This window comes from Actinoallomurus acaciae (assembly GCF_042429965.1).
In the GTDB taxonomy this organism is placed as follows: Bacteria; Actinomycetota; Actinomycetes; order Streptosporangiales; family Streptosporangiaceae; genus Actinoallomurus; species Actinoallomurus acaciae.
Genome location: NZ_JBHLZP010000262.1, coordinates 1 through 13,599 on the forward strand (window position 1 = coordinate 1; position 13,599 = coordinate 13,599).

11 protein-coding genes and 1 pseudogene are annotated in these 13,599 nt (G+C 72.5%); 10 read left to right on the forward strand and 2 right to left on the reverse strand.

Annotated features, from left to right (window positions below; genetic code table 11):
* The 9 genes from ACFFNX_RS29165 to ACFFNX_RS29205 all read left to right on the forward strand — a co-directional run.
* A partial coding sequence (locus tag ACFFNX_RS29165; protein WP_378208931.1) for a sensor histidine kinase occupies window positions 1-749 on the forward strand: 749 nt, incomplete at its 5' end.
* Entirely contained in the window at window positions 746-1,411 is a 666-nt protein-coding gene (locus ACFFNX_RS29170; RefSeq protein WP_378208933.1) for a response regulator, read from the forward strand. The genes ACFFNX_RS29165 and ACFFNX_RS29170, both read left to right, overlap by 4 nt.
* Entirely contained in the window at window positions 1,408-3,249 is a 1,842-nt protein-coding gene (locus ACFFNX_RS29175) for an APC family permease (RefSeq protein ID WP_378208935.1), read from the forward strand. Before ACFFNX_RS29170 ends, ACFFNX_RS29175 begins: the two co-directional genes overlap by 4 nt.
* A gap of 18 nt (window positions 3,250-3,267) precedes the next feature.
* Window positions 3,268-5,766, forward strand: coding sequence for a DUF4118 domain-containing protein (locus tag ACFFNX_RS29180; RefSeq protein ID WP_378208937.1), 2,499 nt, complete (start codon window positions 3,268-3,270; stop codon window positions 5,764-5,766).
* 132 nt (window positions 5,767-5,898) lie between these two features.
* Complete coding sequence (locus ACFFNX_RS29185) at window positions 5,899-6,573, forward strand: response regulator (protein WP_378208939.1); 675 nt, start codon at window positions 5,899-5,901, stop codon at window positions 6,571-6,573.
* A gap of 114 nt (window positions 6,574-6,687) precedes the next feature.
* The gene (locus ACFFNX_RS29190; protein ID WP_378208941.1) at window positions 6,688-8,676 is read left to right on the forward strand and encodes an APC family permease; all 1,989 of its coding nucleotides are present in this window, start codon (window positions 6,688-6,690) and stop codon (window positions 8,674-8,676) included.
* A 249-nt stretch (window positions 8,677-8,925) separates the two neighbouring features.
* Window positions 8,926-9,132, forward strand: coding sequence for an OB-fold nucleic acid binding domain-containing protein (locus ACFFNX_RS52405; RefSeq protein WP_446678530.1), 207 nt, complete (start codon window positions 8,926-8,928; stop codon window positions 9,130-9,132).
* Window positions 9,133-9,164: 32 nt separating this feature from the next.
* Window positions 9,165-9,959, forward strand: a complete 795-nt coding sequence (locus tag ACFFNX_RS29200; RefSeq protein ID WP_378208945.1) for a DUF3159 domain-containing protein — start codon at window positions 9,165-9,167, stop codon at window positions 9,957-9,959.
* 83 nt (window positions 9,960-10,042) lie between these two features.
* Window positions 10,043-10,639, forward strand: coding sequence for a superoxide dismutase family protein (locus ACFFNX_RS29205; RefSeq protein ID WP_378208947.1), 597 nt, complete (start codon window positions 10,043-10,045; stop codon window positions 10,637-10,639).
* Between the two features lie 760 nt (window positions 10,640-11,399).
* On the opposite strand, the pseudogene ACFFNX_RS29210 reads toward ACFFNX_RS29205, so the two are convergent.
* Window positions 11,400-11,507 (reverse strand): annotated as a pseudogene (locus ACFFNX_RS29210) (o-succinylbenzoate synthase); the annotation flags it as partial.
* 311 nt (window positions 11,508-11,818) lie between these two features.
* Here ACFFNX_RS29210 and ACFFNX_RS29215 point away from each other — a divergent pair.
* Window positions 11,819-12,727 (forward strand): aldo/keto reductase, encoded by a 909-nt coding sequence (locus ACFFNX_RS29215; protein ID WP_378208949.1) that lies wholly within the window; start codon window positions 11,819-11,821, stop codon window positions 12,725-12,727.
* A gap of 193 nt (window positions 12,728-12,920) precedes the next feature.
* Here the strand turns inward: ACFFNX_RS29215 and ACFFNX_RS29220 are convergent.
* The coding region (locus ACFFNX_RS29220) for a class I SAM-dependent RNA methyltransferase (RefSeq protein ID WP_378208950.1) at window positions 12,921-13,599 on the reverse strand (679 nt) is incomplete at its 5' end.

The following is a 13,599-nucleotide window of genomic DNA, read 5'->3' on the forward strand; positions in this document are numbered from 1 at the left end:
CGCTCGCCGTCGCCGACCGGATGCGCTCGGCCCTGCTCGCCGCCGTCAGCCACGACCTGCGCTCGCCGCTGTCGTCGGCCAAGGCCGCGGTGGAGAGCCTGCGCACCGGCGACGTGACCTGGACCGCGGGCGAGCGCGACGAACTGCTCGCCACGGCGGACGAGTCGCTGGAACGCCTCGCCCGGCTCGTGGCCAACCTGCTCGACATGAGCCGGCTGCAGGCCGGTCTGCTCGGCGTCACGGCCCAGCCGGTCGCCGCCGAGGAGGTCGTGCCGCACGCCGTCGCCGATATCGGCCCGGCCGGCGACGGCGTACGGGTGCGGATCCCCGCCGGGTTGCCCGACGCGCTCGCCGACCCGGCGCTGCTCGAACGGGTCCTGGTGAACCTGATCTCCAACGCGATCCGGTACGGGTCGGCCGAACAGCCCGTCCTCGTCACCGCCAGCGCGCTCGCCGACCGGGTCGAGCTGCGGGTGATCGACCGCGGGCCCGGCATCCCCGAGGCCGACCGCGACCGGGTCTTCCTGCCCTTCCAGCGGCTCGGCGACCACGACAACGACACCGGCGTCGGACTGGGCCTGGCCCTGTCGCGCGGTCTCGTGGAGGCCATGGGCGGCACGCTCGACCCCGACGACACGCCGGGCGGCGGCCTGACCATGATCGTCTCGCTGCCCGCGTACACGGCGGACCTGGCCGACCCGGTCCTGACGTCCCATCTGGACGCCGTACGAGAGAGGCGAGGACGGTGACCCGCGTCCTGGTCGTCGACGACGAGCCCCTCACCGCGCGGACGCTGGGCCTGAACCTGCGGGCCCGCCGGTACGAGGTCAGCGTCGCGTGCGACGGCAACGAGGCCCTCCGGCGGGCCGTGGACTGGCATCCGGACGTCGTCGTCCTGGACCTCGGCCTGCCCGACATCGACGGCGTCGAGGTGATCCACGGGCTGCGCGGCTGGAGCCAGGTGCCGATCATCGTGCTGTCCGGCCGTACCCGCGCCGAGGACAAGATCGCGGCGCTGGACGCCGGCGCCGACGACTACGTCACCAAGCCCTTCGGCCTCGGCGAGCTGCTCGCCCGCAGCCGCGCCGCCGTCCGCCGCGCCCCCGGGCCCGGCCCGGCGCCGGTGGTCAAGATCGGCGACCATGTCGTGGACCTGGAGGACAAACGGGTGACCCCGCCGGTGCACCTCACCCCGACCCAGTGGCGCGTGCTGGAGATCCTGCTCGCCAACCCCGGCCGCCTCGTGACCCAGCGGCGCCTCCTCGCCGAGGTCTGGGGACCCGCGTACACGCGGCAGTCGCACTACCTGCGCCAGTACATGGCCCAGCTCCGCCGCAAGCTGGAGACGGACCCGGGCCGGCCACGTCACCTGCTGACCGAGCCCGGCATGGGCTACCGGTTCCAGCCATGAGCATCCTGTCCGCCCGGCGGAGCGCCGGGCGTGGAGAGGCGGACGGGGAGACGGAGGAGCGGCACCGCCTGTCGGTCCCGGGCGGTCTCGCCGCGCTCTCCCTCGACGCCATGGCCTCGGTGGCCTACGGTCCGGAGGCCATCGTGATCGTGCTGGCCGCCGGCGGGGGAGCGGCCCTCGGCTACACGGTCCCGGTCACGCTCGCCATCGCGGCCCTGCTCGGCGTCCTCACGCTGTCGTACCGGCAGGTGATCGCCGCCTTCCCGCAGGGCGGCGGCGCGTACGGGGTGGCCAAGACCTACCTCGGCCGTCGTGCCGCCCTGGTCGCCGGCGCGTCGCTGGTCGTCGACTACGTGCTCAACGTCGCGGTGTCGATCGCGGCGGGCGTGGCCGCGCTCACCTCGGCGATGCCGGCCCTGCTGCCGTACACGGTCTGGCTCTGTCTCGGGGTGCTCGCCCTGATCACCGCCGTCAACCTGCGGGGCATCGCGCACAGCGCCCGGATGTTCATCGTGCCGACCGCGATCTTCGTGCTGTCCATCCTCGCCGTCATCGTCGTCGGCCTGCTGCGCGACCGGCCCGTCGTCATCGCGCACCCGGTCGCGCAGGCGCCGGATCTGCGGGCGGTCGGCGTGCTCCTGCTGCTGCGGGCCTTCGCGAACGGGTGCGCGGCGCTGACCGGCGTCGAGGCGATCGCCAACGCGGTGCCCTCCTTCCGGCGGCCCCGGGTGCGGCGGGCCCAGCGGGCGGAGGTCGCGCTCGGCGCGCTGCTCGGCGTCATGCTGATCGGCATCGCCACGCTGATCGACCGCTTCCACATCCGCCCGGTGCACGGTGTCACCGTGCTCTCGCAGGTCACCGAGGGCTCGCTCGGGCGCGGGATCGGTTATTACGTCGTCCAGTGCGCCACCGTCGTGCTGCTGGCGCTGGCCGCCAACACCTCCTTCGGGGGCATGCCCGTCCTGACGCATCTGCTCGCCCGGGACAACAACCTGCCGCACCTGTTCGCGCTGCGGGCCGAACGCCAGGTGCACCGCTACGGCATCTTCTTCCTCACCGCCACCGCCGCCCTCCTGCTCGTCGGCACGGGCGGCGCCATGAACACTCTCGTGCCGCTGTTCGCCATCGGGGTGTTCGTCGGCTTCACCCTCTCCCAGGCCGGCATGGTGCGGCACTGGTGGACCGGGCGCCCGCCCGGCTGGCGCCCCCGTGCGGCCCTGAACGGCCTCGGCGCGCTCATGACCGGCGTCGCCGCGATCGTCGTCTCGGTGACGAAGTTCCCCGAGGGCGGCTGGCTGATCGTGGTGACCATACCGCTGCTGGTGTGGCTGATGTCGCTGGTGAACCGGGCGTACGGGCGGATCGGGCGGCGGCTGGAGCTGGACCGGGTGCCGGCGCGGCCCCGGCCCCGCAGGTCCCTGGCGATCGTGCCGGTCGGCGGCGTGAACCGGCTGACCCGGGAGGCGATCTCGACCGCGCTGTCCCTCGGCGACCGGGTCGTCGCGCTGCGCGTCGTCCATCCGGACGAGCCGGAGGAGACCACGGAGTTCATCAGGGCATGGGAGCGCTGGGCGCCCGACGTCAGCCTCGCCCTGGTGAACGACCGGCACCGGCGGCTCGTGGACCCGATCGTGGAGTACGTGCGGGGTGTCGGCGAGCCGCACGTCTTCGTCCTGATCCCCGAGGTCGAGCCCGCTCACATCTGGCAGCGGGTCCTGCAGAACCAGCGTGGGGCCGTGCTCGCCCACGCCCTCCGCCGCGACACGGACGCCGTGGTCTGCCGCCTGCGCTTCCGCCTCGATGACGGACCGGTCCGCGTGCCGGGACACAATGCGTAGTGGGGGGTGAGTGCGAGGATGCCGCGAGGCAGGCTAAAGATCTACTTCGGCGCGGCGCCCGGCGTCGGCAAGACGTACGCGATGCTCGGCGAGGCGGCGCGGCGCCGCGAGCGCGGCACCGACCTGGTCGTCGGCTTCGCCGACCCCCACGGCCGTCCCCGCACCGCCGCGCTGCTGGACGGCCTGGAGACGGTGCCGCCACGGCAGGGCGAGATGGACGTCGACGCGGTGATCGCGCGGGCCCCGCAGGTCGCCTTCGTCGACGAGATCGCGCACACCAACGCGCCCGGCGCCCGTAACCACAAGCGCTGGCAGGACGTCGAGGAGATCCTCGCCGCCGGCATCGACGTCGTCTCGACCGTCAACGTCGAGCATCTGGAGTCGCTGGCCGACGTGGTCGAGCGGATCACCGGGGTACGCCGGCGCGAGACGGTGCCCGACGGGGTCGTCCGGCGGGCCGACCAGATCGAGCTGGTCGACATGTCGCCGGAGTCGCTGCGCCGCCGTCTCGCGCACGGCGACATCCACCCGCCCGAGCGGGTCGACGCCGCACTGGCGGACTACTTCCGCGTCGGCAACCTGACCGCGCTGCGCGAACTGGCCCTGCTGTGGGTCGCCGACCGCGTCGACGACGCCCTCGCGCGCTATCGAGACGAGAAGGGCATCACGCGGACCTGGGAGGCGCGGGAGCGGGTCGTGGTCGGGCTGACCGGCGGGCCGGAGGGCGACACGCTCATCCGGCGCGCCGCGCGGATCGCCGCCCGCGCCGGCCACGGCGACCTGGTCGCGGTGCACGTCGCCCGGCTGAACGGCCGTCCGGCCAGGCTCGCCGACGGCTCACCCGAGGCCCTGGCGCGCCAGCGCGCCCTGGTCGAGGGCCTGGGCGGCTCGTACCACCAGGTGACCGGGGACGACGTGCCGGGGGCGCTGATCGAGTTCGCCCAGGGGGTGAACGCCACCCAGATCGTGCTCGGGTCCAGCCGCCGGAGCCGGTGGCAGCAGTACCTGTCCGGCCCGGGCGTCGGCACGACGGTCGCGGGCCGGTCCGGCGACGTCGACGTGCACATCGTCACGCACGACTACGCCGGCAAGGGCCGCGGCCTGGCGGTGGTCGCCCGCAGCTCACTGGGGCACCGGCGGCTGACCACGGGCTGGCTGCTGGCCGTGTGCGGTCCGCCGGTCCTCACCGGGGTCATGTCCATCCCGGGGGCCCGGCTGGGACTGCCCACCGAACTGCTGTTCTTCCTCGCCCTGACCGTCGGTGTGGCCCTGGTCGGCGGCCTGTGGCCGGCGATCGTGGCGGCCGTGGCGGGCTTCCTGCTCCTCAACTGGTTCTTCACACCGCCGCTGCACACCCTGACGGTCGCCGAGTTGGAGAACGTCTTCGCGCTGCTCGTCTTCGTGGCGGTGGCGGTCGCCGTGGCCACCGTGGTCGACATCGCCGCCCGCCGCAGCTCGCAGGCCGCGCGGGCACGCTCGGAGGCGACCACGCTGAGCCTGCTCGCGACGAGCGTGCTGCGGGGCGAGGACGCCCTGCCCGAGCTGCTCGAACGCGTACGCGAGACGTTCGGGCTGGCCTCGGTGTCCCTCCTGGAGCGGGCCGGTGACGTCTGGGAACGCATCGCCTCGGCCGGCGCCGATCCGTGCGGGCGGCCGGACGACGCCGACGTCCGCGTGCAGGTCAGCGACACCCTGATCCTGGCGCTGTGCGGCCGGGTGCTGCCCGCCGCCGACCGCCGGGTGCTGAGCGCCTTCGCCTACCAGGCCGCCGCGGCGCTGGACCGGCAGCGGCTCGCCGAGCAGGCGCGCCAGGTCCGTAGCCTCGCCGAGGGGAACAAGATCCGTACGGCCCTGCTCGCCGCGGTCTCCCACGACCTGCGCACGCCGCTCGCCTCGATCAAGGCCAGTGTCGGCAGCCTGCGCTCCGATGAGGTCCAGTGGGACCCCGCCGACGAGGCCGAACTGCTCGCCACGATCGAGGAGTCGGCCGACCGGCTCGACCGCCTGGTCGCCAACCTGCTCGACATGAGCCGCCTGCAGACCGGGGCCGTCAACCCCCTCACCCGCCCGATGTCGATCGATGAGGTCCTCGCCCCCTCGCTGGCCAACGTGCCGGGCGACCAGGTGAAGATCGAGGTCCCGGAGGACCTCCCGCCGGTCCTGACCGACCCGGGCCTGCTGGAGCGGGCCCTGGCGAACGTCGTGGAGAACGCCGTACGGCACGGGGGCGACGAACCGGTGCGGGTCTCGGCGAGCGAGCACGGCGGCGTGGTGGAGCTGCGGGTCACCGACCGCGGGCCGGGCGTGCCGGACACGGCCAAGAGCCAGATGTTCGAGCCGTTCCAGCGGCTCGGCGACCGCCCGCGCGGCGACGGCATCGGCCTGGGCCTCGCCGTGGCGCGCGGTTTCGCCGAGGCGATCGGCGGGGACCTGCACGCCGAGGACACGCCCGGAGGCGGACTGACCATGATCTTCACGCTGCCGGCGGAGGCGCGTGACCCGGAGGAGGCGCCGTGACCGAGCGTGGCGAGGGGACCAGGAGGCACAGCACCTTGGTCGCGGTGCCGACGGAGGAGGCGCCGTGACCGCACCTGGCGAGGGAGCCGATGAGTGGGGACGCCCGGTCGCCTTCCCGACGAAGGAGGGCCCGTGACCCGTGTGCTGGTGGTGGACGATGAGCCGCAGATCGTCCGTGCCCTGCGCATCAACCTGCGTGCCCGCGGCTACGAGGTGGACGCCGCGCCGGACGGCCGTACCGCCCTGGACCTGGCCGCGCGCCGGCACCCCGACGTGATCGTGCTGGACCTCGGGCTGCCCGACATGGAGGGCGCCGAGGTGATCAAGGGCCTGCGCGGCTGGAGCAGCGTGCCGATCATCGTGCTGACCGCACGGCACGCCTCGGAGGAGAAGGTCGAGACGCTCGACGTCGGCGCGGACGACTACGTGACCAAGCCGTTCGGCATGGACGAACTGCTGGCCCGGCTGCGCGCCGCCGTGCGCCGGTCGCAGCCGCCCGAGGAGAACGTCGTGGTCGTCACCGATGACTTCACCGTCGACCTGGCGGCCAAGAAGGCCACCCGCGACGGTTCGGACGTACGCCTGACGCCGACCGAGTGGCACGTCCTGGAGGTGCTGGTCCGCAACGCGGGCCGCCTGGTGAGCCAGCAGCAGCTCCTCCGCGAGGTGTGGGGGCCCTCGTACGCGAACGAGACCGGGTACCTGCGGGTCTACCTCGCCCAGCTGCGCCGCAAGCTGGAGGCCGACCCCTCGCGTCCCCGGCATCTGATCACCGAGCCGGGCATGGGGTACCGCTTCGAGCGATGAGTGCCGGGCGTTAAGAACGCGTGCGTTAGGGATGCGTTAAGAACGCGGGGAGCGCCGTTAAGGCGATGTTAGCGATGCCCGAACAGGGCCCCTTCGCCGTATTTGCTGGCGATTGTGAAGCAAGCCGTCCTCCAGGCCCCCAAGCGTGTCCTCGTCGGCCGTCCGCTCCGGACCGGGCAGATGGGGGAGACGCTGCTGCCCAAGAAGCTGGCCCTGCCGGTCTTCTGCAGCGACCCCCTGTCGTCCGTGGCGTACGCGACGGAGGAGATCCTGCTCGCGCTCAGCCTCGGCGGGCTGGCCATGCTCACCCTGTCCTGGTGGGTGGGCGCCGGTGTCGTCTTCCTGCTGCTCGTGGTGGTGGCGTCGTACCGCCAGACGTGCCACGCCTACCCGGGCGGCGGCGGGGCGTACGCGGTCAGCCGGGCCAACCTCGGCGAGAACGCCTCGCTGATCGCGGCGAGCGCGCTGCTCATCGACTACGTGATGACCGTCGCGGTCTCGGTCGCCGCGGGCGTCGCCAACGTCGTCTCGGCCATCCCGGCGCTGGGGCCGCACGCGGTGGGCATCTCGCTCGGCCTGATCGCGGTGATCGCGGTGATGAACCTGCGCGGCGTCAAGGAGTCCGGCCGCGCCTTCGCGATCCCCACGTACGGCTTCGTGGCCAGCGTGTTCGTCATGGTGGGCGCCGGCCTCCTGCGGGCCGCGCTCGGGCACGCGCCGGCCGCCGAGTCGGCGTCGCTGACCGTCCACGCCTCGCACGGGACGGCCGGGGCCGCCGCGGTGCTGCTGGCGCTGCGCGCCTTCGCCCAGGGTTGCACGGCGCTGACCGGCGTCGAGGCGGTCAGCAACGGCGTGCCGAACTTCAAGCCGCCCAAGAGCCGGAACGCCGCCGGCACGTTGACGATCATGGGTCTGCTCGCGGTGACGATGTTCGGCGGCATCACCACGCTCGCCTCCATCGCCCACGTGCACATCGCCGAGGACCCGGCGCAACTCGTCGGCGCACCGCGCGGCTACGAGCAGAAGACGGTGATCGCCCAGCTCGGCAGCGCGGTGTTCGGCGGCGGGTCGTTCCTGTTCTTCCTGGTCCAGGCGTTCACCGCCGCGATCCTGGTGCTGGCGGCCAACACGGCGTTCAACGGCTTCCCGATCCTCGCCTCGATCCTCGGCGGCGACGGGTACCTGCCGCGCCAGTTCGCCCGGCGCGGCGACCGGCTCGTCTTCAGCAACGGCATCGTGATCCTCTCGCTGCTCGCCGGCGCGCTGGTCTGGGCGTTCGACGCCAGCACCACCCGCCTCATCCAGCTCTACATCATCGGCGTGTTCGTGTCGTTCACGCTGAGCCAGAGCGGGATGGTCAAGCACTGGGGCGACGAGCTGCGCCGTACGGCCGACGCGGCGCGGCGGCGCGCGATCCACCGGTCGCGGGCGATCAACCTCGTCGGCGCGGTCCTCACCGGCCTGGTTCTGGTGATCGTGCTGCTCACCAAGTTCCTGCACGGCGCCTGGATCGTGGTCGTCACGTTGCCCCTGGTCTTCTTGATGATGAAGGCGATCAACCGGCACTACCGGCGGGTGGCCGCCGAGCTCGCGATGGAGGAGGAGGGCGTCCCGCTGCCCAGCCGGATCCACGCGATCGTGCTGGTCTCCAAGCTGCACACGCCGACACTGCGGGCGCTGGCGTTCGCGCGGGCGACCCGGCCGAGCACGCTGACCGCGCTGTCGGTGGCGACGAGCGAGGAGGAGGCGGCGACGCTGGAGCGCGAGTGGAGCGAACGCGACCTCCCGGTGCCGCTGAAGATCCTCGACTCCCCGTACCGGGACATCACCGGGCCGGTGCTCGACTACGTCGGGCGGGTCCGGACCAAGAGCCCGCGCGACGTGGTGTGCGTGTTCATCCCGGAGTACGTCGTCGGGCGCTGGTGGGAGCAGCTGCTGCACAACCAGAGCGCGTTCCGGCTGAAGGCACGGCTGCTCTTCCGTCCGGGCGTCATGGTCACGAGCGTGCCCTGGCAGCTCGGATCGGCCCGGGCGGCCCTCGCCCGGCGGCCGGAGGACGCGGGGTTCGCGGCGCGGCGAAGGGTGCGGTCAGGTGCGGCGTGATGTCACCATTTCCGCCGCTTTGAATCTGAGAAGGATGGCTTAGTCTTGCCAAACATGGAAGACGTGCCCGATACGGGCGACGAGGACTCAGGGTCACGGGGTCTGCGCGGGTTCCTGCGCCGGCTGACGTCCAGCAAGGCCGAACTCGAGGCCCAGGAACTCCAGAAGACCAGCGGGTCCCAGGGCGCCACCCCGATCAGGGCGTGCGCCGCTCGTCGGCGGGCCTGCGTAGCAGGTACGCTACGCACTGTGACACTGCGTCCGAGGGGTGGAGCCCCCGCGCTCGAGGCCGAGCTGTACGACGGGTCCGACGTGATCGACCTCGTCTGGCTCGGCCGCCGCCGCATCGCCGGCATCGAGCCGGGCCGTCTCGTACGCGCCGAGGGTCTCGTCAGCGTGCAGGACGGTCGTAAGGTCATGTTCAACCCGCGTTACGAGCTGCGGGGCAGCGCGTGATCGATGACGCGGGTGCCCCGCGAGGAGGTCAGGTGAACGACCCGACCCGGCGGGACTCGGAGTCCACGGACCCGGCGTCCGCACAGGCCACGTCCGAAGAGCGGGACTCGGAGTCCACGGACCCGGCGTCCGCACAGGCCACGTCCGAAGAGACGGTGTCCTCCGAGGAGGCGGCGCCGGAGAAGGCCGCGTACGACACGGTGGAAGAGGCCGTCCGCGCCCAGCTCTCCAAGGCTCTCGGCGGTGCCCGGGGCGTCGTCGAGGCGGCCATCCCGACGATCGGTTTCACCGTCTCCTGGATCGTGACCAAGGAGCTGAAGCTCTCCCTCGGCATCGGCGCGGGGCTCGCCGTCGTCCTGCTGTTCGTACGCCTGGCGCAGCGGTCCACCGTGCAGTTCGTGCTCAACAGCATCTTCGGCATCGCGATCGCGGCCCTGTTCGCGCTGCGGTCGGGCAAGGCCCAGGACGCGTTCCTGCCGGGCATCCTCTACAACGCCGGCTACGCCGCCGTGCTGTTCCTGTCCATCGTGGTCCGCTGGCCGCTCGTCGGCTTCATCATCGGCTCGGTCACGGGCGATCCGACCGCCTGGCACCGCGACCGCGAGATCGTCCGGCTCTGCTCCCGGCTCACCTGGCTGCTGCTGATCCCGTGCCTGGTGCGCGTCGCGGTGCAGTACCCGCTCTACCTGGCCGGCCACGTGGCGTGGCTGGGAGCCGCGAAGGTCGTCATGGGCTGGCCGCTGCAGGTCGCCGGCCTGGCCGTGATGGTCTGGCTGCTGACCCGCGGCCGTACGCCTCTGGAGCGCCCGACGTCACCGACCGCGTGACGACCGGTGACTGTCCGTGACGAATCGTGGGTAGGAGTCCGTCCGGAATGTTCGATCCGGACTTCTGACCCGGGGGCCTTCGCATGGCAGGCAAATACCATCTGCTCGCGGTCGTCGCGCTGGGCGCGGGCGCGACCGCACTCGGCGCCGCGGTGGCCGAGCGGATGACCGCCGCCGACCAGCGCGGCGAAGCCGTCATCAAGGATGTCGACGGCAAGAACGTCGGCACCCTCCGTATCGAGGAGCAGGACGACAGGACCAGGATCACCGTCACGTCGCAGGGCCTGCCACCGGGCTACCACGGTTTCCACATCCACGCGAAGGGCGTCTGCGACCCGAAGTCGAAGGACCCGGCGACGGGCAGCCCGTTCTTCAGCGCGGGCCCCCACTTCGACCTGGACGCCCACTCCCACCCGGAACACTCGGGCGACCTGCCACCCCTGCTGGTCAACGGCGACGGCACGGGCAGCGCGACGGTGACGACCGACCGCTTCCGGCTCGCTCAGCTCTTCGACCACGGCAGCGGGGCGATCATCATCCACGCGGCACCGGACAACCAGGCCAACGTCCCCAAGCGCTACGCACCCTCCGGCCCGGACGCCGAGACCCTGAAGACCGGCGACTCGGGCGCCCGCATCGCCTGCGGCGTCATCACCAAGCACAAGACCGGACGCGGGTAGCACCGAGCCGGCCGATGCGGCCCGACACCTGCCGGCGGAACCGCGCCGGGTGACCGCAATACCGCCTGGGCACAGAGCACCGGGGATACCGGCCGGGCACAGTGCACCGGGGGAGGCGGCCGCGCGCCGCCACGCGCGGCTGGCCGATCCGCAGGACCGCCCGCAGCGGATACTCGCCACGCTCACGAAGGGTCGCGTCGTGTTGGGCGTCGGGCGCTGCGCGGCTCGGGTTGTGGGTTGTGGTGTGGGGGCCGCGTCGTGTGGAGCGTTGCCCCTGTGCAGCCCGGGTGTGCGGCGTGCGGGTTACGGGTTGTGGTGTGCGGGCCGCGTCGTATGGAGGGCCGTCCCCTGTGCGGCCTGCGGTGTGCGGGCCAGTGTCGTGTGGAGTGTCGCCCGTACGCGGCGGGCGCTGTGCTGATTGCGGTGTGCGGCCACGTCGTGTGGGGCCTTGCCCCTGTGGAGCCTGTGGTGTGCGGGCCGCGTCGTATGGAGGGTCGTCCCCTGTGCGGCCTGCGGTGTGCGGGCCAGTGTCGTGTGGAGTGTCGCCCGTACGCGGCGGGCGCTGTGCCGGTTGCGGTGTGCGGCCACGTCGTGTGGAACGTCGGGCCCTGCTCGGCTCGCGCTGTGCGGGCTGCGGGTTTGCGGCCTGTGGTGTACGGACCGCGTCATATGGAGCATCGCTCTCCAACGCGGCGGGCGCTGTGTGGGCTGCGCTGTGCCCGTTGCGGTGTGCGGGTTGCGACGTGAGCTGTGGTGTGCGGGCCGGGCGCACCCGCAACGGGTCCTCGGCCCGGCGGATCGACTCATCGGTCGCCACCGGTGTGTCCACCCGCGCCCGTACGGCGCGGGCTCCTCCAAGCGCGCACGGGGCGCCGTGTCGAGTGTCGCTCCCTACACGGCGGGCGGTGTGCGGGTTTACGGCGCGTGGGCTGCGGTGTGCGGGTTGCGGTGTGCGGGTTGCGGTACGCGGGTTGCGGTGCATGGCCTGTGCTGTGCGGGTTGCGGTGTGCGGCAGCCAAGGCACCGGGCGCCGTCAGGTCCTCACCAGCCGTGGTCTCGGGGTTCGCTATGATCCTCGTCATCACTCAGGCCTTCCCGATCCACCGGGGAGGCTTTTTTCGTGCCCGGGACCGCTCCGCCCACAGAAGCGAGCGGCCGGTGGGAGAGGGGTTGCTGATCATGAACTTGCACACCGGCGGTTCGGCGGGTACCTGGAAGCTCGGTGACCTGACCGTCAACCGCATCGGCTTGGGCGCGATGCGTCTCACCGGCAGTGCCGTCTTCGGCTCCGGCGCGCCGGGTGACCGCGAACGGTCGATCAGTGTGCTCCGGCGTGCGGTCGAGTTGGGCGTCGATCACATCGACACGGCCGCGTTCTACTTCTCCTCGCTCCGTTCGGCCAACGAGCTGATCAACCGGGCCTTGGCGCCGTACCCCGAGGACCTGGTGGTCGCCACCAAGGTCTGGCCGGGCCGGGATCCCTCCGGCGAGTGGTGGTGGGCCACACCCGGGCAGTTGCGCGGCCAGGTCGAGGAGAACCTGCGGCAGCTCGGCCGGGACCACCTCGACCTGGTGAACCTGCGCATCCCCCGGAGCCGGCAGGCGGGCTCGATCGCCGAGCACTTCGGGGTGCTGGCCGGGCTCCGCGACGCCGGCCTCATCCGGCACCTGGGCGTCTCCAACGCCACCCTTGAGCACCTCGCCGAGGCGCGGTCCATCGCGCCGGTGGTCTGCGTCCAGAACCCCTACGGTATCGGCGCACCGCCCGAGGCCGGGGCCGTGCTGCGGGCCTGCGGCGAGCGGGACGTGGCGTTCGTGCCCTTCTTCACCATCGCCGGTGAAGGACGCGAGGCCGGTGACAGCGCCCAGGTCCTCTCGGTCGCGCGGGCGCACGGCGCGACGGCCGCGCAGGTACGGCTGGCCTGGACGCTCCAGCAGGGGGCGCACGTGCTGGTCATTCCGGGGACCGGCGATCCGGACCACCTCGCCCAGAACGTGGCCGCGGGTGCACTGCGCCTCTCCGATGACGAGATGGCGCTTCTCTCGTCCCGTCACGAGCGCGGTGAGGCCGGTCCCGAGCCGATCTAGGGCCCTGCTGATCTTGGTCTCTCCGGACGGGAAAGACCTTCATACGCCGACCCGCCGGACCCTCCACAGATCGGCGTCGCGCTCACCCGGCCGTACGCCACGAGCGCGCACGCGTTCGTCGGCTCCTCCGGCATCCGTGCGGGGATGATGTCAATACCGACAGGCGTCCACGGAACGTGCGCGAGAAAGAGCTCTAGCCCCTGACCAGCGTCGCCACGAGTTCCACGTGCTGGGTCATCGGGAAGGCGTCGAAGGCGCGCAGGGCGGACAGCGTCCAGCCCTGTTCGCCGAACAGGGCCAGGTCGCGGGCCAGGGTCGCCGGGTCGCACGAGACGTACGCGATGCGGCGGCCCGCCAGCTCCGCGACCCGCTTGACCACGTCCGGGCCCGCGCCCGTGCGGGGCGGGTCCAAGACGATCAGGTCGGCGCGGTTCAGCCGGGTCTTGCCGCGGCCGAAGCCGATCTCGTCCAGGACGCTCTCCACCTCGCCCCGCTCCACCGAGACGTGCGGCATGTCCCGCAGGTTGAAGCGGGCGTCGCGGACCGACTGGGCGTCCGACTCGATGCCCACGACGAGGCCGTCGGAGCCGACGTGCTCGCCCAGGACGCCGGCGAACAGGCCCGCGCCGCAGTACAGGTCGATCGCGATCTCGCCGCGGCGGGGCTCCAGGGTGTCCAGGACCGCGTCGGCCAGTGTCTGCGCGGCGCCCGGGTGGACCTGCCAGAACCCGCTCCCGCTCACCTGCCACAGCCGCCCCGCGACGTCCTCGCGGACGAATGGCGGCTTCTCCTGGTTCCGGTCGCTGACCAGCCGTACGGGCGCGTCCATGCGCGGGACGCGGGCGCGGCCGCGGGTGGACAGGACGGCCAGG

Coding starts and splice junctions, on each gene's coding strand:
- ACFFNX_RS29215 (WP_378208949.1), top strand. CDS start 11,819: ATGAACTTGCACACCGGCGGTTCGGCGGGTACCTGGAAGCTCGGTGAC.
- ACFFNX_RS29175 (WP_378208935.1), top strand. CDS start 1,408: ATGAGCATCCTGTCCGCCCGGCGGAGCGCCGGGCGTGGAGAGGCGGAC.
- ACFFNX_RS29180 (WP_378208937.1), top strand. CDS start 3,268: ATGCCGCGAGGCAGGCTAAAGATCTACTTCGGCGCGGCGCCCGGCGTC.
- ACFFNX_RS29205 (WP_378208947.1), top strand. CDS start 10,043: ATGGCAGGCAAATACCATCTGCTCGCGGTCGTCGCGCTGGGCGCGGGC.